The 19,284-nt window shown below is 63.2% G+C and carries 19 protein-coding genes; 16 read left to right on the top strand and 3 right to left on the bottom strand.

Annotated features, from left to right (window positions below):
• Positions 1-118: 118 nt before the first annotated feature.
• The 14 genes from BG83_RS0124485 to BG83_RS0124420 all read left to right on the top strand — a co-directional run bounded on the left by BG83_RS0124485 (position 119) and on the right by BG83_RS0124420 (position 14,257).
• Positions 119-424 carry a recombinase-like helix-turn-helix domain-containing protein gene (locus tag BG83_RS0124485; protein ID WP_037032460.1) on the top strand — a complete coding sequence of 102 codons (306 nt, stop codon included), beginning with the start codon at positions 119-121 and terminating at the stop codon, positions 422-424.
• A gap of 79 nt (positions 425-503) precedes the next feature.
• A complete protein-coding gene (locus BG83_RS0124480) occupies positions 504-1,571 on the top strand; it encodes an aromatic ring-hydroxylating oxygenase subunit alpha (protein ID WP_024979224.1) in 1,068 nt (355 codons plus the stop codon).
• Entirely contained in the window at positions 1,564-2,337 is a 774-nt protein-coding gene (locus tag BG83_RS0124475) for an SDR family oxidoreductase (protein ID WP_024979223.1), read from the top strand. The genes BG83_RS0124480 and BG83_RS0124475 overlap by 8 nt, the downstream gene beginning before the upstream one ends.
• 32 nt (positions 2,338-2,369) lie before the next feature.
• Positions 2,370-2,906, top strand: a complete 537-nt coding sequence (locus tag BG83_RS0124470) for a cupin domain-containing protein (RefSeq protein WP_024979222.1) — start codon at positions 2,370-2,372, stop codon at positions 2,904-2,906.
• A 4-nt stretch (positions 2,907-2,910) separates the two neighbouring features.
• The gene (locus tag BG83_RS0124465) at positions 2,911-3,813 is read left to right on the top strand and encodes an alpha/beta fold hydrolase (protein WP_024979221.1); all 903 of its coding nucleotides are present in this window, start codon (positions 2,911-2,913) and stop codon (positions 3,811-3,813) included.
• A gap of 12 nt (positions 3,814-3,825) precedes the next feature.
• Complete coding sequence (locus tag BG83_RS0124460; RefSeq protein ID WP_024979220.1) at positions 3,826-4,653, top strand: IclR family transcriptional regulator; 828 nt, start codon at positions 3,826-3,828, stop codon at positions 4,651-4,653.
• 2 nt (positions 4,654-4,655) lie between these two features.
• Positions 4,656-5,459, top strand: a complete 804-nt coding sequence (locus tag BG83_RS0124455) for an SDR family oxidoreductase (protein WP_024979219.1) — start codon at positions 4,656-4,658, stop codon at positions 5,457-5,459.
• A complete protein-coding gene (locus BG83_RS0124450) occupies positions 5,452-7,179 on the top strand; it encodes a thiamine pyrophosphate-binding protein (RefSeq protein WP_024979218.1) in 1,728 nt (575 codons plus the stop codon). The genes BG83_RS0124455 and BG83_RS0124450 overlap by 8 nt, the downstream gene beginning before the upstream one ends.
• Positions 7,180-7,211: 32 nt before the next feature.
• Positions 7,212-8,015, top strand: coding sequence for an aspartate dehydrogenase (locus BG83_RS0124445; RefSeq protein ID WP_024979217.1), 804 nt, complete (start codon positions 7,212-7,214; stop codon positions 8,013-8,015).
• Between the two features lie 16 nt (positions 8,016-8,031).
• Complete coding sequence (locus tag BG83_RS0124440; protein WP_024979216.1) at positions 8,032-9,534, top strand: aldehyde dehydrogenase; 1,503 nt, start codon at positions 8,032-8,034, stop codon at positions 9,532-9,534.
• 35 nt (positions 9,535-9,569) lie between these two features.
• A complete protein-coding gene (locus BG83_RS0124435; protein ID WP_024979215.1) occupies positions 9,570-10,532 on the top strand; it encodes a VOC family protein in 963 nt (320 codons plus the stop codon).
• A 21-nt stretch (positions 10,533-10,553) separates the two neighbouring features.
• Positions 10,554-11,504 carry a PDR/VanB family oxidoreductase gene (locus tag BG83_RS0124430; protein WP_024979214.1) on the top strand — a complete coding sequence of 317 codons (951 nt, stop codon included), beginning with the start codon at positions 10,554-10,556 and terminating at the stop codon, positions 11,502-11,504.
• A gap of 177 nt (positions 11,505-11,681) precedes the next feature.
• Positions 11,682-12,782: a porin gene (locus BG83_RS0124425; protein WP_024979213.1), complete on the top strand. Its 1,101-nt coding sequence runs from the start codon at positions 11,682-11,684 to the stop codon at positions 12,780-12,782.
• Between the two features lie 71 nt (positions 12,783-12,853).
• On the top strand, positions 12,854-14,257 hold the full coding sequence (locus BG83_RS0124420; protein WP_024979212.1) for an MFS transporter: 1,404 nt from the start codon (positions 12,854-12,856) through the stop codon (positions 14,255-14,257).
• 66 nt (positions 14,258-14,323) lie between these two features.
• Here BG83_RS0124420 and BG83_RS0124415 read toward each other — a convergent pair whose 3' ends face one another.
• The 3 genes from BG83_RS0124415 to BG83_RS0124400 all read right to left on the bottom strand — a co-directional run bounded on the left by BG83_RS0124415 (position 14,324) and on the right by BG83_RS0124400 (position 17,379).
• Entirely contained in the window at positions 14,324-15,202 is an 879-nt protein-coding gene (locus tag BG83_RS0124415; protein ID WP_024979211.1) for a 2-hydroxy-3-oxopropionate reductase, read from the bottom strand.
• A gap of 435 nt (positions 15,203-15,637) precedes the next feature.
• Entirely contained in the window at positions 15,638-16,156 is a 519-nt protein-coding gene (locus tag BG83_RS0124405) for a cupin domain-containing protein (protein ID WP_024979210.1), read from the bottom strand.
• A gap of 17 nt (positions 16,157-16,173) precedes the next feature.
• On the bottom strand, positions 16,174-17,379 hold the full coding sequence (locus tag BG83_RS0124400; RefSeq protein ID WP_024979209.1) for a sterol desaturase family protein: 1,206 nt from the start codon (positions 17,377-17,379) through the stop codon (positions 16,174-16,176).
• Positions 17,380-17,675: 296 nt separating this feature from the next.
• Here BG83_RS0124400 and BG83_RS0124395 point away from each other — a divergent pair, with 296 nt between their 5' ends.
• Both BG83_RS0124395 and BG83_RS0124390 read left to right on the top strand, forming a co-directional pair.
• A complete protein-coding gene (locus BG83_RS0124395; RefSeq protein ID WP_024979208.1) occupies positions 17,676-18,248 on the top strand; it encodes a DUF4337 domain-containing protein in 573 nt (190 codons plus the stop codon).
• A gap of 130 nt (positions 18,249-18,378) precedes the next feature.
• Positions 18,379-19,080 carry a hypothetical protein gene (locus BG83_RS0124390; RefSeq protein WP_024979207.1) on the top strand — a complete coding sequence of 234 codons (702 nt, stop codon included), beginning with the start codon at positions 18,379-18,381 and terminating at the stop codon, positions 19,078-19,080.
• Positions 19,081-19,284: the final 204 nt, after the last annotated feature.

The raw sequence follows: 19,284 nt of genomic DNA, 5'->3' as shown, positions 1-19,284 counted from the left end.
CCATAGGGTAATCCCGCATCTGCGATTTCGAAGACGCGGTCTATAGTTGCACCTGTGTTCCAGATATTAACAGACGTTTCATAGGTAAAACAAGCGAAACGTGATGGAGTCGACAGAAATGCAACCGCAATACAACCCCGACCTCGCTCCGTGGGAGCCGATTTCTCCGAACAACGTCGCAGGAAAGGGCCGCGTCGAGCGGCCGGGCCACGTCGCCAATCTGGTGTGGCAAACGCGCGCCGCCGAGCCGACAGCCTATGAGGACCAACTGGCCGATTCGCTGGAGGCGGCATTTATGGGTGGTGCTCAAACGCCGGCCGACATCGTGGCTGTGCTGAACGAGCGCGGCCCGCGCAATGCCGCCGGCGGCGAGACCTGGACGGAAGACACGTTCCTGGCAGAGATGCGCCGCCTGGGCGCCTGAACCCAGACCGGTTCCAACACGATTCGACGCTGCGTCGCCCGCAGAGGCGCCCGGCTCAACCCATCAGAAGAGGCAAGCAATGGAAGGCAACAAGGAAGCGCAGAAGGAAGCGCGCATCAACACCGGTCTGCGCAACTACTGGTATCCGGTGGCGGCGTCGTGGAATGTGAAGAACGCGCCGGTCGGCATCACGCGCCTGAGCCAAAACATCGTGCTGTGGCGCGATACCGCCGGCCAGGTGCATGCGCTGGAAGACCGCTGCCCGCACCGCGGCGCGCGCCTGTCGATGGGCTGGAACCTGGGTGACCACGTGGCTTGCTGGTACCACGGCGTCGAAGTGAACGGCCAGGGTACGGTGACGAGCGTGCCAGCCGTTGACGCTTGCCCCATGGAAGGCAAGACCTGCGTGCGCAGCTACCCGGTGCAGGAGCGTGCCGGCGCCATCTTCCTGTGGTTTGGTGACAAGGCCCCGTCCGAGTTCGACGACGCTGTTGGCACGCTGCGCTTGCCGGAAGAACTGACCAGCGACGAGCACAGCCACTTCCTCTGCTTCGCGCATTGGAACGTCAACTACCGCTATGCCATCGACAACGTCATGGACCCGATGCACGGTGCGTACCTGCACGCCGTGTCGCACTCGATGGCCAGCGGCGAGAAGAAGGCCGTGATGGAAGTGGTGGAAACCGATCACGGCATCATGTTCCAGAAGACCGGCCAACGTGGCGTGAACTTCGATTGGACCGAGTTTGGCGAGACCGGCACGATGTGGCTGCGCCTGTCGATTCCGTATCAGCCGAAGGTCGGCCCTGGCGGTCCGTTCACCATCATCGGCATCGTGACGCCGGTGGACGAAGAACACTGCATCGTCTACTTCTGGCGCACGCGCCATGTGCAGGGCTGGCAGCGCGACGTGTGGCGCTTCCTGTATCGCAACCGCTTGGAAGGCCTGCACTGGGATGTGTTGGAGCAGGACCGCGTGGTGCTCGAGTCGATGGCCCCCGAGGCGCGCGATCACGAGACGCTGTATCAGCACGACATCGGCATCACGCGTATCCGCCGTGTGCTGGCGCGCCGCGCTGCCGCTGAATTGGCCGATGCGCCGGTTGCCATGCTCAAGCCCGTTCCCACGGAAGCTCAACATGCTTGAGCGCAATCCAACTGCCGGGCTGCTGGCTGGCCGCAAAGTCCTCGTGACGGGCGCTGCGCGCGGGTTGGGTTTGGCGTTTGCCAAGTCGATTGCCGAAGCTGGCGGCGCGGTTGCGCTGGCGGACATTCTTGGCGAGCGCGTGCAGGAAGAGGCCGCGGCACTGCGTGCGGCTGGCTTCGACGCACATGGCTTTGCGCTTGATCTTGGCGATCCGGCTTCCATTCAGGCGTGCGCTGCGGCAGCTGTGCAGGCTCTGGGTGGGCTCGACGGCCTCGTCAACAACGCGGCCATCACCAATTCGGGCGGGCGCGACGCATCGTCGATCGACGTCGAGACCTGGGACCGCGTGATGAATGTCAACGTGCGCGGCACCTGGCTGATGACGACGGCCTGCCTGCCGGCACTCAAGGCATCGGGCCGCGGCGCGATCGTCAACTTGTCGTCGGACACACCGCTGTGGGGCGCGCCCAACCTGTTGGCTTACGTGGCCAGCAAGAGCGCCGTCATCGGCATGACCAAGTCCCTGGCGCGTGAATGCGGCGCAGACGGCATCACCGTCAACGCCATCGCGCCGGGCCTGACGCTGGTGGAAGCCACCGAATACGTGCCGGCACACCGCCATGCGCTGTACCGCGACCAGCGCGCCATTTCGCGCGATCAGGTGCCCGACGACGTCTGCGGCGCCGTGCTGTTCGCGCTGTCCGATCTTTCCCGATTCGTGACGGGCCAGACGCTGGCCGTCAACGGCGGTTTTGTCATGCAGTAATGCATCCACACTCCATTCAGAAGAGGTATTCGATGAGCGATCTCTCCGAACAACAGCAAGTGCAACGCACGTGGGACCGCCCGGAAGGCGCGTCGTTTGAAGACTGGATGAACAGCCGCGTGGCGCGCTTCGCGACCCGCCGCTACGACTGGGACGCCCTCAAGTTCCAGGCCGACTACGACCCGAAATACCGCCGTGCGCAAATGCGCTACCTCGGCACGGGCGGCACCGGCGTGGCGGCCGACACCAACACCGTGCCGGCGGAGCACTTCACGTTTTCGACCATGGTGATTCCGGCTGGGCACGAAGGCCCGTCGCACCTGCACACCGATGTGGAAGAGGTGTTCTTCGTCATTCGCGGCAAGCTCAAGCTGGTGCTGGAGAAGGACGGCGAGCGCTACGAGACCATCCTGACCGATCGCGACCTCGTCTCGGTGCCGCCCGGCGTGTACCGCGAAGAAATCAACATCGGTGATGAAGATGCGCTGATGTGCGTGATGCTGGGCGCCAAGAAGCCGATCACGCCGACGTACCCGCCCGAGCACCCGCTCGCCAAGATCAAGCGTTGATGCTATGAGCGTGCAGGCTGTCATGTCTACCCATCCGTTCCGTGTTGCCGATGCGCTTGCTGCGCTCGGCGACGGGTTTGCCGAACGTAGCGTTGCGATCAATGTGCGCGGCGATCGCATCGGCTATCGGCAATGGGGCGAGCGCGGGCCGGCGGTGGTGCTGTTGCACGGCATCAGTTCCAGCGCCGCGTCATGGCTGCCTTGTGCGCAGGTGCTTTCGCAAAGCATGCGCGTGCTGGCATGGGACGCGCCGGGCTACGGCCATTCCACGCCGCTTGAACAGGCTACGCCGTGCGCCGCCGACTACTCGGTGCGGTTGCAGGCATGGCTGGCTGCGCTGCATGTGACGCCGGATGCGATCGTCGGCCACTCGCTGGGGGCGTTGATGGCATCGGCATATGTGGCTGCCGCGCCAACCGCGATGCAGCCGAAGTGCCTGCTGCTGTTGAACCCAGCACAGGGCTACGGCCAGCCGGGGCAGGAAGACAAGTCGCGCGCCGTGCAAGCGCAGCGTCTTGCAACGCTGGACCAGCTCGGCATCGACGGCATGGCGGAGTCGCGCCACGCGCACCTGCTGCGTCCGAATGCCTCCGACGAAGAGCGCGCCTGGGTGCGCTGGAACATGAAGCGTCTCAACGATGGCGGTTACCGCCAGGCCGTGGCGATGCTCAGCGGCGACGACATCAGCGCCTATCTGCGCAAACGCCCCGCATCGACGCCGGCACAGATCGCGTGCGGCGATGTGGACGAAATCACGCCGCCGCAAGGCTGCGAAGCGCTGGCCAAGACGTTCGGTCTGCCATTTGCGCTCGTACTGTCTGCGGGGCATGCCTCCTATATCGATGCGCCTGACGCTGTCGCAGGCTGGATCGAACACGCCGTTCTCTCCCAATCTCAAAACGCCTAAGCGCCAAGACGTATGAGCAACGACCTCATTCCAGAAGACGTGCAGGAAAAGTACATCGTGCCGGGCCTCGAACGCGGCCTGCGCCTCCTGTGCGAATTCAGCCACAAAGACCGCGTCCTGTCGGCGCCGGAGTTGGCCCGCCGGCTGAAGGTGCCGCGTTCGACGGTATTCCGCCTGCTGACGACGCTCGAAGTCATGGGCTTCATTGAGCGCGTGGATGGCGGCCGCGATTTCCGTCTCGGCATGGCGGTGTTGCGCCTGGGCTTTGAGTATCTCGCCTCGCTGGAATTGACCGAGCTGGGCCGTCCGCTGCTGGACCGCCTGCGCGACGACATTCACTATCCGTGCAACCTCGTCGTGCGCGATGGCCGCTCGATCGTCTACGTGGCGAAGTCGGTTGCTCCCACGCCGTTCACCAGCTCGGTGAATGTTGGCACGCGCCTGCCGGCACATGCCACGGTGCTGGGTCGTGTGCTGCTGGCAGACCTGTCGCTGGCGGAATTGCGCCAGCTTTATCCGGAGCCGCAACTGGAGGTGTTCTCCGCCAACACGCCGCGCACGGTGGAAGAGCTGTTTGAGATGGTCCAGCGTGACCGCGAACACGGCTACGTGCTGCAGGAAGGTTTCTTCGAAGCCAACATCTCGACGATTGCTGCGCCGGTGCTGGACCGCGCAGGCAAGGTGGTGGCAGCGCTTGGCACGACCATTCCGTCGCCGCGCATTGAGGCGGCACAACTCGATCTGATGATCGACAAGGTGCGCGCCGCTGCCGGCGAGCTGTCTTACTTGCTGGACTACCGTCCCGCCAGCGGCAAGGTCGTCAACCTGTTCCGGGAATGACCATGCCGATGATCGACTTGACTGGCAAGACCGCTGTCGTGACCGGGGGCTCCTCCGGTATCGGCCTGGCCACCGTTGAACTGCTGCTGGAAGCTGGTGCCGCCGTGGCGCTGTGCGGCCGCAATGCAGAACGTCTCGCACAAGCCGAGCAAGCCCTGCGCAGCCGCTTCCCGAACGCCACGCTGTTCGCCGCAACCTGCGACGTGCTCGACGCCGCGCAGACCGCTGCCTTTGCCGATGCCGTAGAGCAGGCGCTCGGCCCGGTAGACATGCTGGTCAACAACGCCGGCCAGGGCCGTGTCTCGACGTTTGCCGATACCGACGATGCCGCGTGGACGCAGGAGCTGCATCTCAAGTTCTTCTCCGTGATTCACCCCACGCGCGCTTTCATGCCGCAACTGGAACGCTCGGAGCACGGCGCGATCGTCTGCGTGAATTCGCTGTTGGCGCAGCAGCCCGAGCCGCACATGGTGGCCACCTCGGCCGCGCGTGCAGGTGTGCTCAACCTGGTGCGCTCGATGGCGACTGAATTTGCACTGAAGGGCGTGCGTGTCAACGGCATCCTGATCGGGCTGGTCGAGTCCGGCCAATGGCGCCGCCGCTTCGAAGCTCGCCCCGAAGAGGATCGCCATCTCGACTGGGCCGCGTGGACGCGCCGCCTAGCCGCGCAAAAACATATTCCCCTTGGACGCCTGGGCCTGCCGGAAGAAGCAGCCCGCGCCATTCTGTTCCTTGCCTCGCCGTTGTCTTCGTACACCACGGGCAGCCACATCGATATCTCCGGAGGACACTCCCGTCATGCTTAATAGACAACAACAGGAACAACAACTGGTCACGGTGGGCCACGCGATTGCAGCCTTCTTGGAGGCCTGCGAGGTCAAGGCGGCCTTTGGCGTCATCTCGATCCACAACATGCCCATCCTGGATGCGATGGGCGAGCGCGGCAAGATCCGCTTCATCATGGCGCGCGGCGAAGCCGGCGGCACCAACATGGCCGATGCCTATGCCCGTACCACGGGCACCCTGGGCGTTTGCCTGACAAGCACAGGTACTGCTGCCGGCAATGCGGCAGGTGCCATGGTTGAAGCATTGACCGCAGGCACGCCGTTGTTGCACATCACGGGCCAGATCGAAACGCCGTACCTGGACCAGAGCCTCGCGTACATCCACGAAGCACCGGACCAGCTCACAATGCTCAAGGCCGTTTCCAAGGCTGCCTTCCGCGTGCGCAGTGCCGACACCGCTATCAGCACGATGAAGCTGGCTGTGCAGACCGCGCTCACGGCCCCGGCCGGCCCGGTGAGCGTGGAGATCCCCATCGATATTCAAGCCGCGCTGATCCCGATGCCGGACGACCTGCGCCCGCTGCAGGTGCCGCAGCATGTGCCGTCGGCCCACGCGCTGGACGAACTCGCTGAACGCCTGTCGCGCGCGCGCCGCCCGATGCTGTGGCTGGGCGGTGGCGCCCGCCACGCTGCGAAGCAGGTCAAGCGCCTGATGGATCTGGGTTTTGGCGTGGTCACCAGCACGCAGGGCCGCGGCATTGTTCCGGAAGATGACCCGCGTTCGCTGGGCGCCTTCAACCTGCACAAGCCGGTCGAAGCGTTCTATCAGACGTGCGATGCGATGGTCGTGGTCGGCTCGCGCCTGCGCGGCAACGAAACGCTCAAGTACGAACTGAAGCTACCGCGCCCGCTGTACCGCATTGATGCAGATGCGTCGGCAGAAGGCCGTTGTTACGCCAGCGACTATTTCGTATGCGGTGATTCGGCCCTCGCGCTGGATGGCCTGGCGGATCGACTGGAAAAGAAGATGCAGACCGATGCGGCATTCGCCACCGACTTGCGCGCCGCACACGAGACGGCGGTGCGCGGGCTGATTGATGGCCTCGGCCCGTACGCAAAGCTGGTGGAGGCATTGCAAGCCGCGGTGGGGCGCGAGTTCAACTGGGTGCGCGACGTGACGGTGTCGAACAGCACGTGGGGCAATCGTCAGCTGCGTATTTTCGATTCGCGTGCCGGCGTGCATGCACTGGGTGGCGGTATCGGCCAGGGTTTGGCGATGGGCATTGGAGCGGCCATCGGCTCGGCCGCAACCGGATCGGGCAAGACCACGTTCTGTCTGGCCGGTGACGGCGGCTTCATCCTGAACCTCGGTGAGCTGGCGACCGCCGTGCAGGAGCGCGCCAACCTCGTCATCGTGCTGATGAACGACAAGGGCTACGGCGTCATCAAGAACATCCAGGACGCGCAGTACGGCGGCCGCCGCCACTACGTGGATCTGCATACGCCGGACTACGCGGCACTCGCGCAGTCGCTGCAGTTGCGCCATCGCCGCGTATCGGATCTAGCCGACGTGGGCAGCGCGTTGAATGAGGCCACCAGCGGTGAAGGGCCGTTCCTGATGGAGATCGACATGCTCTCCATCGGCAGCTTCAAGACCATCTTTGCGGGCCCGCCCGTCAATCAACAGGCCAAGGATGGCCAGGGCGAACGCGCCGCCGAGCGTACGACGGTGGTGGCGTGAACCTGCGATCGAGCCAATTCAAGGAGCCGGACATGCTGCATGTATCGATGGTCGGGTGCGGAGCGATCGGGCAGGGCGTTCTGGAATTGCTCAAGAGCGATCCGGATGTCTGCTTTGACGCCGTGATCGTGCCCGAGCACGCGATGGACAAGGCGCGCGAGGCTATCGCACCGTTCGCGCCGAATGCGCATGTCACGACGCATCTGTCGGCCGACGCGCATCCTGATCTGCTGGTCGAATGCGCCGGTCATGACGCGCTTGAGGAACATGTGTTGCCGGCGTTGGAGCAGGGCATTGATTGCCTGGTGGTATCGGTGGGTGCGTTGTCCGAACCTGGTGTAGCCGAACGGCTCGAGGCAGCGGCCCGGCGTGGCAACGCGCAAGTGCAGTTGCTGTCGGGCGCCATTGGCGCCATCGATGCACTGGCCGCTGCGCGTGTCGGGGGGCTGGATGCCGTGATCTACACCGGCCGCAAGCCGCCGCGCGCCTGGAAAGACACGCCGGCCGAGCAGCAGTTTGACCTCGACGCGCTGAGCGAGCCGACCGTGATCTTCGAAGGCAACGCCCGCGAAGCCGCACGCCTGTTCCCGAAAAACGCCAACGTGGCCGCCACATTGTCGTTGGCGGGCCTCGGGCTGGAGCACACGCACGTCAAGCTGCTTGCCGATCCGACGGTGGACGAGAACATCCATCACGTCGAGGCGCGCGGTGCCTTTGGCGGCTTCGAGCTGACGATGCGCGGCAAGCCGCTGGCGGCCAATCCCAAGACTTCCGCGCTGACGGTGTTCAGCGTGGTGCGTGCGCTGGGCAACCGGGCGCACGCCGTTTCGATTTGAGCGAGCCCATTGCGCCATGACTGTCTCTACCCTTAACACAACCGCAACGTCCTTGCTGCCCATCTGCATCGCAGGCGAATGGCGCCTTGGCACTGGTGAGCGCTATGTCACGCGTTACCCCGCCACGGGCGAAGTGGTGGCCGAACTCAACGCCGCAAGCGTCGCCGACGTGGAAGAAGCCGTGGCCGGTGCCTACCGCGCCTTCCTTTCCAGCGGCTGGGCGAAGCGCAAGCCGCACGAGCGCGCCGCCGTTCTGTACCGCGTGGCCGAACTGATCCGCTCGCGCAGCGAAGCGCTAGCCCAACGCCAGCGCCTGGACAACGGCAAGCCGATCAACGAGACGCGAGCCCTGGTGGCAAGCGCTGCGGCCACGTTCCAGTTCTTCGGAGCCGCATGCGAGACGCTGGAGGAATCGCTCACGCCCGCGCGTGGCGATTGCCTGACGATGAGCGTGCATGAGCCCATGGGCGTGGTGGCCGCCATCACGCCATGGAATTCGCCGATTGCCAGCGAAGCGCAGAAGATGGCGCCCGCGCTGGCCGCAGGCAATGCCGTCGTCGTCAAACCGGCCGAAGTCACGCCGCTGATGGCGCTGGAACTCGCCGCTATTTGCGAAGAGGCGGGCGTGCCCAAGGGCATGATCAGCGTGCTGCCCGGCAAGGGCTCCGTCATTGGCGATGCGATCACGAAGCATCCGCTGGTGCGTCGCGTGTCGTTCACGGGCGGCACGAACACCGGCCGCCACATCGCGCACATTGCAGCCGACAAGATGATGCCGGTGTCGCTCGAACTTGGCGGAAAGTCGCCGACGATGGTGTTTGAGGATGCTGATCTCGACCATGCGGTCAATGGCGTGCTGTACGGCATCTTCAGCTCGTCGGGCGAGTCGTGCATCGCTGGTTCGCGCCTGTTTGTGGCGCGTTCCTTGTACGAGCCGTTCATGGATCGCCTGGCCGCAGCCGCAGCACGCCTGCGTGTTGGCAATCCGGCCGATGAATCCACGCAGATGGGCCCGCTGATCACCGATCGCCACCGCGAGACGATCGAGTCGTACGTGGCGATGGGCGTGCAAGAGGGCGGCCATCTGCGCACGGGAGGCTTGCGCCCGGAAATCGCGGGCTGCGAGTCGGGCTACTTCTACACGCCGACCATCATCGAAGGTCTTACCAACAGCGCACGCATTTGCCAGGAAGAGATCTTCGGCCCCGTGCTCGTTGCCATGCCGTTCGACGATGAAGACGAACTGATCGAACAAGCCAACGACAGCGTGTACGCGCTGGCTGCCGGCATCTGGACACGCGACTACAAGCGCGCGTGGCGCATTGGCCGCGCGGTGCAAGCCGGCAACGTGTGGATCAACACGTACAAGCAGTTCTCGATTTCGACGCCGTTTGGCGGCTGGCGCGACAGCGGCCTGGGCCGCGAGAAGGGTCGCCTCGGCATCCTGCAGTACATGGAGCAGAAGAGCCTCTACTGGGGCCTGAACGAACAACCGCTGGCCTGGGCCAACGCCAACTGAAGCCGAAGCAAACGCCCGGACCACAGGAGATGAAGATGAACACGATTCGAGGCATCGACGAAATCGTCTACGGTGCCGACGACCTCGCCGCCTGCAAGCAGTTCTTCCAGGATTGGGGGCTGACCTTGCAATCGGAAGACGCCAGCGGCCTGCTGTTCGAAACGCTTAACGGCTGCCGCGTGCGGGTCAAGCGCAGCGACGATGCCACGCTGCCGCCCGCCATGGAAGCCGGCCCGACGCTGCGCGAAGTGATCTGGGGCGCCGATTCGCAAGCTGTACTCGACCGTCTGGTCGACAAGTTGGCCGACCAGCCCGGCTACGTCTACGCCGACGGCCGCGTTGGTTGCACCGACCCGAACGGCTTGGCAGTGCGTGTGCAACTGACCACCAAGCGCGATATCGACGTGCAATGCGCTGAGATGAACACCTGGACGGACAAGCCACGCCGCAATCAACCCAGCCCGATCTATGAACGTGCCACGCCCATTGAAGTGGGTCACGTGGTGTTCTTCGTGAAAGACGTGGCTGCCACCGAGCGCTTCTACATCGACAAGCTCGGCTTTGTGCCGTCCGACCACTATCCGGGTCGGGGTGCGTTCTTGCGCTGCGAGCCGGAAGGTGGTCACCATGACCTGTTCCTGCTGCAAACGCCGCAGGCCAAGAGTGGACTGAACCACGTCGCCTTCACCGTGCGCGACATCCATGAAGTGTTCGGCGGCGGCATGCATGTGTCGCGCTGTGGATGGGACACGCAACTGGGCCCTGGCCGTCATCCGATTTCGTCGGCGTACTTCTGGTACTTCAAGAACCCCGCCGGCGGCCTGATCGAGTATTACGCCGACGAAGACCAACTGGACGCCGACTGGCAGCCGCGCGATTTCGAGCCCGGCCCGACTGTGTTTGCTGAGTGGGCCATCGACGGTGGCATTGACGGCAACACACGCCGGCAGAAAAACGTCGTCGGCCCGGAAGGCAAGTTCCTGACGGAAAAGCGCTGAAACGTTGCAGAGAGACGTGCTATGAATTCCCCCCTCAACCTGCGCGTGCACGCCATGCGCTACGAAGCCCAAGGCATCGTGAGCGTGGAGCTGCGCGATGTCGGCGGCAAGACCTTGCCCGAGTACGCCCCAGGCGCGCATATCGAACTGCATCTCGGCAATGGGTTGGTCCGCAGCTATTCGCTGTGCGGCGCGCCGGAGATGCGTGACCGCTATGTGGTCGGCGTGCTGCTCGATCGCAACAGCCGCGGCGGCTCGCGCTATGTGCACGAGCAGTTGCGCGTGGGCTCGACGCTCAAGATCGGCGGCCCGCGCAATCACTTCGAGCTGGACGAAACCGCGCCGCGCACGGTGCTGGTCGCGGGTGGCATTGGCGTAACGCCCATCGTCTGCATGGCACGTCGTCTGGCCGAGCACGGCAAGACGTTCTCGATGCTGTACTGCGCACGCTCGCATGCCGAAGCCGCCTTTGCCGATGAGCTGGCCGCGCATGGCGATGCGGTGCGCTTCCACCTGGATGCTGAAGCAGGTGGCCCGCCCGACCTGAAAGCGCTGCTTGCCGGACATCCGGCCGATACGCATTTCTATTGCTGCGGCCCCGGGCCGATGCTGCGGGCTTTCGAGGCTGCTTGCGAGGCACTCGGCTACACCAACGTCCATATCGAGCGCTTCGCGGCAGATCCCGGTGTGGAGTCGGTGCAAGAAGGGGAGTACCAGGTCAAGCTGGCGCGCAACGGTGCCGAACTGTGCGTACCGGCAGGCAAGTCGCTGCTCGATGCGCTACTGGAGATTGGCGTCGAGGTGGAACACAGCTGCAAGGAAGGCGTGTGCGGCTCGTGCGAAACGCGCGTGCTGGAGGGCGAGCCCGACCACCGTGACAGCGTGCTCTCCAAGAGCGAGCGTGCGTCGAACCAAACGATGATGGTTTGCGTATCCGGCTGCAAGGGCAAGCGCCTGGTGATTGATCTGTAAGCGCAGGATGGTTTAGGCGTTGGCCTGACCAGCCGCGCCCTCTTTTTTTTGCGCCCTGTTTTTCTTTTAAACGACGTTTCGCATGCGAAACAAAGCAAGACCCACAACCAGCTCGTCCACCAAGACGGCGATAACAACTGGCGGGGCGGACACCTTGTCCAGTGGAGGAAACAGCAAATGAAGACAACCTTGTTCGCCATTGCGGCGATGAGCCTGGCTGGCACGGCGGCGGCCCAGAGTAACGTGACGCTGTACGGCAGCATTGATGAAGGCGTGGCCTACATCAATAGCCTCAAGAGCGGCGCCGCCAGCGGATCGGCCCTGCGCATGGACCCGGGCACCATGCAGCCGGACCGCTTCGGCCTGCGCGGCTCGGAAGATCTTGGCGGTGGCACGCAGGCCATCTTCCAGCTGGAGTCGGGTTTTCTGGGTGACACCGGCAACAGCGTGGTGGCCGGTAAGCTGTTCAACCGGGCGGCGTGGGTGGGCCTCACCAACGATCGGCTGGGCAACATCCAGCTCGGCCACCAGGCGGACTTCATGTTCGATTACCTCGGCCGCCTGAGTAACGGCTTCCAGCTCACCAACTTCTACCTGTTTCACCCAGGCAACTTTGACAACCTGGCCAACCAGTTCCAGATCGACAACGCTGTGCGCTACGTCTCGCCCATCTTCGGCGGGCTGCAGTTGGGCGGCATGTACGGTTTTGGCGAGGTGCCGGGTTCGCCTTCGAAGAGCCGCAGCTACAGCCTGGGCGCGTACTACACGAACGGCGGTTTCCGTGCAGCCGCGGCCTATACAGCATCGAATGACCGCGCGTTGGATATCGCTGGTCGCCTGGGAATTACGAACACGCTTGGCACGACGCTGGTGCCGGGCGTGATGACGCCGATGAGTTCGGTCAAGTCGTTCGGTACTGGCGCGCTGTATCAGTTCAGCAGCCTGCCGGTGCAGATCAACGCCGTCTACACGCAAACGCGGATCACGCTGGGCGGCGCCAATGCCCGCGCTCAGAACGTCGACCTGGGCACCGCATGGCATTACAGCGCCGCCAACACGCTCAACGTGGGCTATACCTTCAGCAAGTACGAGGGGGCCCGTTGGAACCAGTTCAGCCTGGGCAACGTGTATGCATTCTCCAAGCGCACGCAGGTGTACGTTCAGGGTACCTACCAGCGTGCCGCCGGCGACGCGAAGTCCGCTGCCATCAACGGCGTGGGTGTGGCGGCGCAGCGCAACCAGCTGGTTGTCAGCACCGGCGTGCATCACTCGTTCTGACGTCCTGACCCAACGCGCGCCGCTGGGCAGCGACCTGGTGGCGCATCAACTTCCTCCGGAAGGAGCTTCACATGAAGCCAGGTGTTTTGATTGATAACGGAATTGACCACGATGGGCCGTTGGGCGGGATGAGCCTGGGCAAGATCGTTGCCCGCATCGAGCGGCTCAAGAGCAACGGCATGCACGTGCGCGCGCGTCTGCTGATCGGGCTCGCGACGTTCTTCGATGGTTTTGACGTGATCGTCATCGCGGCTACGCTGCCGCTGCTGATTGCGCAATGGCACCTGACGCCGGCGCAGATTGCTTTTGTGATCGGTGCGCCCGGCATCGGCCAGTTGATCGGTGCGCTGGTGTTCCCCATGCTTGCCGAGCGGTTCGGTCGCGTGCGCATGATCGGCTATAGCGCAGGCATCATCGGTTCGATGAGTCTCCTGTGCGGCGTAGCGCCCAGCTTTGCCGTGTTTGCGGCGCTGCGCATCGCGCAGGGCGTGGGACTGGGGGGCGAACTGCCCGTAGCGGCCACATACATCAACGAAGTCACGCGCGCACATGGTCGCGGGCGCTTTGTGCTGCTCTATGAGGTGGTGTTCCCGATCGGCCTGCTGGTGTCCAACGCGCTGGGTGCATGGCTGGTGCCGCATTTCGGCTGGGAGGTGATGTACTTCCTCGGCGGCATTCCGCTGGTGCTGTTCTTCACGCTGCCCAAGGCCGTGCCGGAATCCCCGCGCTGGCTGGCGACCAACGGCCGCCTGGCCGAGGCCGACGCCGCGCAGGCTCGCTTTGAAGCCAGATCGAAGGAACCGTTGCCTCCGCTGGGCGATACCTCGGCCTTTGAGCAGATGTCGCACCGCCACCCGAAGCGCGGCATGCGCGATCTGTTCGGTCCCGTGTACATCAAGCGCACCGTGGTCGTGGCCATGCTGTGGGCGACGTGCGGTTTCATCCAGTACGGTCTGTCGACATGGCTGCCGACGGTCTACAAAACGATCTATCACGCGCCGCTGCAACTGGCGCTCAACCTGGCGGCGCTGGCTTCGGTGCTGGGCGTGGTCGGCTCGTTGGTCTGCGCCATGATTGTGGACAAGGTGGGCCGCAAGCCCGTGATGGTGGTGTCGTTCGTACTGTGCGGCGTCTCGCTGGCACTGGCTGGGCTGCTGCACGAGCAGTCGCTCTATGTGGTGGCGGGGTTGTGCTCGTTGGCGCTGGGGTTAATGGCGTGCGGCTTCATCACCGCATATGTCTATACGCCGGAGCTGTACCCGACCAACATCCGTGCGATCGGTTGCGGCATGGGCGGCGCGTGGCTGAAGATTGCGGCCATCTTTTCACCGATGCTGATCGGTTCGACGATCGGCTCGGGCAACGTCAGCAATGCGTTCTTGCTGCTGGCCTTGGTCCCCATACTGGCCGCGATCACCATCTACTTCCTCGGCATCGAAACCAAGGGGAAAGTGCTGGAGCAACTTGAGCTGTAAGCCGACGCCGTCGACGGCCGTAAAACGGGGCGGGTGTGCTCGCCTGTGCACGCACCCCGTTTTGGTTCAGGCAATGTTGTGATCCGCCATCAGTTCCAGTGCGCGAACCATGGCAGAGTGGTCCCATGCCTTGCCGCCGTTAGCGGCGCACACGTTGAAAAGCTGCTGTGCAGCGGCGGTGTTCGGCAGGGCGATGCCGAGCTTGCGAGCGCCTTCCAACGCCAGGTTCAGATCCTTCTGGTGCAGCTCGATGCGAAAGCCCGGGTCAAACGTCCGCTTGATCATGCGTTCGCCATGCACTTCGAGAATGCGCGAGGAGGCAAAGCCCCCCATCAACGCCTCGCGCACACGTGCCGGATCGGCACCGGCCTTGGACGCGAACAGCAGTGCTTCGCCTACCGCCTCGATGGTCAATGCCACGATGATCTGGTTGGCCACCTTGCATGTTTGCCCAGCACCGGAGTCGCCCACGTGCGTGACGTTCTTGCCCATCAAGGCGAACAGCGGTCTGGCACGCTCGAACGCGGCTTCTTTTCCGCCAACCATGATCGTGAGCGTCGCATCGCGTGCACCGACTTCACCGCCTGAAACGGGCGCATCGAGGTAATCGGCGCCCAGCGCTTCGACGCGCTTGGCAAAGGCCTGCGTTTCAATCGGCGAGATCGAACTCATGTCGATGAAGAGCTTGCCTGCAGCCAAGCTCTGCGCAACACCCTCTTCGCCAAACAGCACATCGGCTACGTCCGGCGTGTCCGGCACCATGGCGATGACGATGTCCGCGGCTTGCGCCACCGCCGTTGAGCTGGCGACAACCGTGGTGCGCGACCGCAGATCTTCCGGCACAGAATGCTTGCCGCTGACGATCAGGGTGTGGTCGCCTTTGAGCAGGTTGCGCGCCATGTGAGCGCCCATGATGCCAAGACCGATGAATCCGATGGTAGCCATGATGTTCTTCCGAAGGCGTCTGTGTGATGTGGATGGGGAGCGTGCGTCACGCCGCAGCGCGTCTCACAAGCGTAGATCGACGAACCGATGAAGACTAGCCGGCGCCGTCATGCTGTGCGTTCCAAGATGCATTAGAGCCGCACCCAAACGGGCGTTTGCGACGCGCGATGCCCATACGGAGGCGAGATCCGGAAATAAGGGCCGAGAAGCGTCATTGCTCGTGCAATGGTTTTGGAGACCCCTCTCCTAGACTGAAAACGTGCCGATAAGACAACTATCGGGGCAGGCAGAGAGGGAGGGGATATGTCCACCACAGCCACCGCAGCAGCTAACTGGATCGTCGTCCTGACATGCGCGTACATGGAGTACAGCACGTGGCGGGGTATAAGTGTCTACCGCCGCACAGTCGGCTATGAAAGCGTGGTGTGGTGCTGACTAACGTACCGCAGGCTTGGGCAGCAACCTTCGAATGAGATCGCCATGTGCCGAGTACTTTGCCAGCAGCGCGCCTTCGTCGGCCAGTTCGAACTCGCTGAACTCGAACCCCGGCGCAACGGTGCAGCCGACCAGCGCATAGCCATGTTCACCCGGCACGCGCTCGGCCGCAAACCAGCGGCCTGCCGGAACCACCGCCTGGTACACCGCCATCGCGTCGTCGGCCGCATCGCCCAGACGATGCGTGCTCACCGTACCGTCGTCCTCCAACACATGCACATTGAGTGAGTCCCCCGCATGGAAGTGCCACAACTCGTCCGACTGGATCCGATGCCAGGCGGAATATGCATCATCCGCCAAGAGGTAATAGATGGCGGTAGCAGCCGCACGTTCGACGGGCGGGACGCCTCGCTGGACGCGTTCCTCACTGCGATAGGTTTCGCGATAGAAGCCGCCTTCCGGGTGCGGTTCGAGACCGAGGCGGGCGATGAGGTGCTGAGCAGCGGCGGTGATCGGCATGATGAAGAACCTTCGACTCAGTTCTGCTGACGCCGGAACGGAAAGCGTTGCTGGTTGACGAAGCCGTCGGGCATGTAGTCGCCTACCACGCCGTACTTCTCTGGGAAAGCCTTCTTCGATTTGACGGCGGTACCGAACAGGTAATCGATGAAGGCGAAGTGCGCGGCGTAGTTCTTGTCGATCGCTTCGTCTTCCGACGAGTGGTGCCAATGATGGAAATCCGGCGTCACGAAGATGTACTTCAACGGCCCCCACGGCAAATGCACATTGGCGTGATTGAACACCGCCTGGAAGCCCACGATGATGATGTAGACATCGACCACGGCTTTGTCGAATCCCAGCACGAACAGCGGCCCCAGCACTGCCACCCGCGTGACGATCAGTTCAAGAATGTGCTGACGTGAGCCGGCCAGCCAGTCCATGGTCTTCACGCTGTGATGCACGGCATGGAAGCGCCAGAGGAACGGCACTTCGTGATACGCGCGGTGCGTGACGTACTCCATCAGGTCGGCAACCAGCATGCACAGCAACAACTGCGGAATGAACCAGATGTGCTGCACCATTTGCTGAAAGTCCGCGTGGACCATCCATCCGAACACGCGGTGGATCACGAAGTTCACCACCAGCAGCACCAGCCCCACGATGAAGTGGTTCACTGCAAAGTGCACCATATCGGTCTGCCATTCGGCCCGGAACACCGGCTGCTTCTTGTAGAGCGGGAATAGCTTCTCAAGCAGCACGAAAATCGCCGTCGAGCCGAGCAGATCGAGAATGAACCAATCCATGCCGATGTACGGCGTGTGATCCGGAAAATCGCCTACCGGCACGCGTGAGCCGCCTAGCGCAACGGCAATCACCACAAACAGGAACCCCAGACCGTTCAGGCGGCGGCGGTTATCCAGCACGATATTCGCCAGCGATAACCCGCCCGAGATCAGCAGAGAGACAAACAGAATCTGCCGAATCACATCCACTGAATACGCGCGCCGCAATTCGGGCGTCGTCAGATACTGGGGAAAGTGAAACGCCAGTACGCCCAGCAAGCACAGAAAGCTCAGCACCAACGCCAGGATGGTGCCGATCATGCCCCGGCCGAACTTCAGGCCGCCGTTGGCATGCAGCAATGCATTGGCATCGCGGATCGTCGCGTCGGCCACGCGGACGATGGCGGGTTGGTGTTCCTCTTCAGGCAGTGGCGCCAAAGGCTTTTGGGACGCATCCATGGATCTGACTCGCAGTATTGTTTTGTTTTATTAACAATGCGATTACCAACGAATATTTGGCGCTGATTCGCATTGCTGCGCGATTATACGGACCGGTTTCATGTATTCAACGACGCAATTGCTCAGCGTATAAATGATTTGCGATTGCCGCGCTCCCTCCTTGCGCGGCAGCGTCAGAAAGCTGATCTGCAACGTTGGATGCGCGCCGCATGGCGTTGCCTTTCCGTACGAGGCCATGCATTGTGAGGTCTGCGCCTGAGGGGCGACCGACGATACAGACTAGAAGGGGAGCAACCATGTCAGAAGGATTTCACGTGCACGGCGCGCATGATCACGCGCTCGAGCACGCAGCGGAAAGCGGCCACGCCGACAGCTTTGCCGGGCGTATCGCCGTCATGACGGCGATTCTTTCGACGGCCGGCGCTGTCTTCGGTTACCAAGGCGGCGCCACGCAAAACGCCGCGCTACTTGCCAAGAACGAAGCCGCCATCCACAAGACCGAGGCTGCCAACCGCTGGGCGTACTACCAAGCCAAAGGCCAGAAGCAAGCCATTGCCGAGTTGACCGCCCAACTGCCCGGCACCGATCAGGCCGCCGCCAAGCGCGAAGCCCAGCGCTACGCCGCCGAGAAAGAAGACATTCGCCGTCAGGCTGAAGACCAGGAGCGCCTTGCCAAAGAGGCCGACGACGCCAGTGAGCTTGCCGTGCACCATCATCACCGGTGGGCGCAAGCGGTGGTCGCCATTCAGGTGTCGATCGCGCTGGCGGCCATCACGTTACTCTCGCGCCGGCGCTGGATGCAGGTGCTTTCGTACGGTGTGGGCGCTGTCGGTGGTGTCGTCGCAGTGCTGGCGCTATTTCATATCTGACAGCGTTACGGCGTCGGTCGTTAGGGCGGTTGGGTGCCGATATACCCAGCCGCGCCGCAAGAACGGCGCGCTTGCAGGAGGCATCCGCCTCCATGGATCTGGAGCAAACACCATGGCAATTGGAATGTGGATGCGGCACGCGTTGACGATTGCAGGCTTGTTGGCTAGCGCGTGCACCATGGCGGCCGGCCCAGCCGTCGAGCCGGGCGAATACGTCTACATCCTGGGCGGGAGCGCGAGCGGCGCGATGACGGTCAAGGGCAGCAGCTTCAATATCGCCACCATCGGCGGCAACTGCCACACGTGCGCGATTGAAGGTACGTTCCAAGGCCGCGTCGGCATCGAGAAAGACGAGGGCAAGTGCCGCATCGCCGTGTCGGGTAATAAGGATGCGCTTAAGCTGAATTCCTCCGCCACCGCCGAGGCGTGCCGAGATTTCTGCGGTATGCGCGCCATGTTTGACGGTGACTACCGCCGTGCCCCGGCCGCCTGTACAGACCGCCAGCGCCAGGCCCGCATCGGCCAGGCCCACAAGCAATATGCCGCCAAGGATTACGATGCAGCCCGCACCACGCTGCGTTCGCTGCTCTCCGATTGCGACCCCTTCATGGATTGGATTGAGCGCGACAAGGCCCGCAGTGATCTTGCCGTAACTGAATACCATCGCGGTGACAATGCCCAATGTCTGACTGTGCTGTCTGAGACAACTGCCGTCAAAGCACAAAAGGACGCATCACTGTTCCTGCCGCCGTGCGACGCTGACAACTACGCATCGACCAGCAAGGCGATTCTCTACAACCAGGGGCTGTGCAAGGCGCCGGTCAAGCATTGATGCCAACCACATCTCCATAAGTGAGAAGGGCGCTCCGGGACTAATGACCTGCCCATCCGTGCCGCTCGCAGGCCGGGCGAGGCGTGCAGCACCGCTCCAACCCCGCCGTAACGTGGGTCTCATCGCGAGTAGACGGGTGCTGAACAAGCTTTTTTGCGAGCAACTCACAAAAAAGCTTGCCAGCCATGCATCCGCACATTAGTA

Origin of the sequence: Ralstonia pickettii (genome assembly GCF_000607165.1) — a bacterium.
Taxonomy (GTDB): domain Bacteria; phylum Pseudomonadota; class Gammaproteobacteria; order Burkholderiales; family Burkholderiaceae; genus Ralstonia; species Ralstonia holmesii.
Note: the sequence above shows the minus strand (reverse complement) of the source record. Positions and strands in the feature narration are given on the sequence as shown.

What these genes read in the sequence shown, in the direction of transcription:
- BG83_RS0124435 (WP_024979215.1), top strand. Translation starts at nt 9,570, where the DNA reads ATGAACACGATTCGAGGCATCGACGAAATCGTCTACGGTGCCGACGAC.
- BG83_RS0124465 (WP_024979221.1), top strand. Translation starts at nt 2,911, where the DNA reads ATGAGCGTGCAGGCTGTCATGTCTACCCATCCGTTCCGTGTTGCCGAT.
- BG83_RS0124440 (WP_024979216.1), top strand. Translation starts at nt 8,032, where the DNA reads ATGACTGTCTCTACCCTTAACACAACCGCAACGTCCTTGCTGCCCATC.
- BG83_RS0124415 (WP_024979211.1), bottom strand. Translation starts at nt 15,202, where the DNA reads ATGGCTACCATCGGATTCATCGGTCTTGGCATCATGGGCGCTCACATG.
- BG83_RS0124480 (WP_024979224.1), top strand. Translation starts at nt 504, where the DNA reads ATGGAAGGCAACAAGGAAGCGCAGAAGGAAGCGCGCATCAACACCGGT.
- BG83_RS0124460 (WP_024979220.1), top strand. Translation starts at nt 3,826, where the DNA reads ATGAGCAACGACCTCATTCCAGAAGACGTGCAGGAAAAGTACATCGTG.
- BG83_RS0124455 (WP_024979219.1), top strand. Translation starts at nt 4,656, where the DNA reads ATGCCGATGATCGACTTGACTGGCAAGACCGCTGTCGTGACCGGGGGC.
- BG83_RS0124425 (WP_024979213.1), top strand. Translation starts at nt 11,682, where the DNA reads ATGAAGACAACCTTGTTCGCCATTGCGGCGATGAGCCTGGCTGGCACG.
- BG83_RS0124405 (WP_024979210.1), bottom strand. Translation starts at nt 16,156, where the DNA reads ATGCCGATCACCGCCGCTGCTCAGCACCTCATCGCCCGCCTCGGTCTC.
- BG83_RS0124475 (WP_024979223.1), top strand. Translation starts at nt 1,564, where the DNA reads ATGCTTGAGCGCAATCCAACTGCCGGGCTGCTGGCTGGCCGCAAAGTC.
- BG83_RS0124390 (WP_024979207.1), top strand. Translation starts at nt 18,379, where the DNA reads ATGCGGCACGCGTTGACGATTGCAGGCTTGTTGGCTAGCGCGTGCACC.
- BG83_RS0124450 (WP_024979218.1), top strand. Translation starts at nt 5,452, where the DNA reads ATGCTTAATAGACAACAACAGGAACAACAACTGGTCACGGTGGGCCAC.
- BG83_RS0124395 (WP_024979208.1), top strand. Translation starts at nt 17,676, where the DNA reads ATGTCAGAAGGATTTCACGTGCACGGCGCGCATGATCACGCGCTCGAG.
- BG83_RS0124470 (WP_024979222.1), top strand. Translation starts at nt 2,370, where the DNA reads ATGAGCGATCTCTCCGAACAACAGCAAGTGCAACGCACGTGGGACCGC.
- BG83_RS0124430 (WP_024979214.1), top strand. Translation starts at nt 10,554, where the DNA reads ATGAATTCCCCCCTCAACCTGCGCGTGCACGCCATGCGCTACGAAGCC.
- BG83_RS0124400 (WP_024979209.1), bottom strand. Translation starts at nt 17,379, where the DNA reads ATGGATGCGTCCCAAAAGCCTTTGGCGCCACTGCCTGAAGAGGAACAC.
- BG83_RS0124445 (WP_024979217.1), top strand. Translation starts at nt 7,212, where the DNA reads ATGCTGCATGTATCGATGGTCGGGTGCGGAGCGATCGGGCAGGGCGTT.
- BG83_RS0124420 (WP_024979212.1), top strand. Translation starts at nt 12,854, where the DNA reads ATGAAGCCAGGTGTTTTGATTGATAACGGAATTGACCACGATGGGCCG.
- BG83_RS0124485 (WP_037032460.1), top strand. Translation starts at nt 119, where the DNA reads ATGCAACCGCAATACAACCCCGACCTCGCTCCGTGGGAGCCGATTTCT.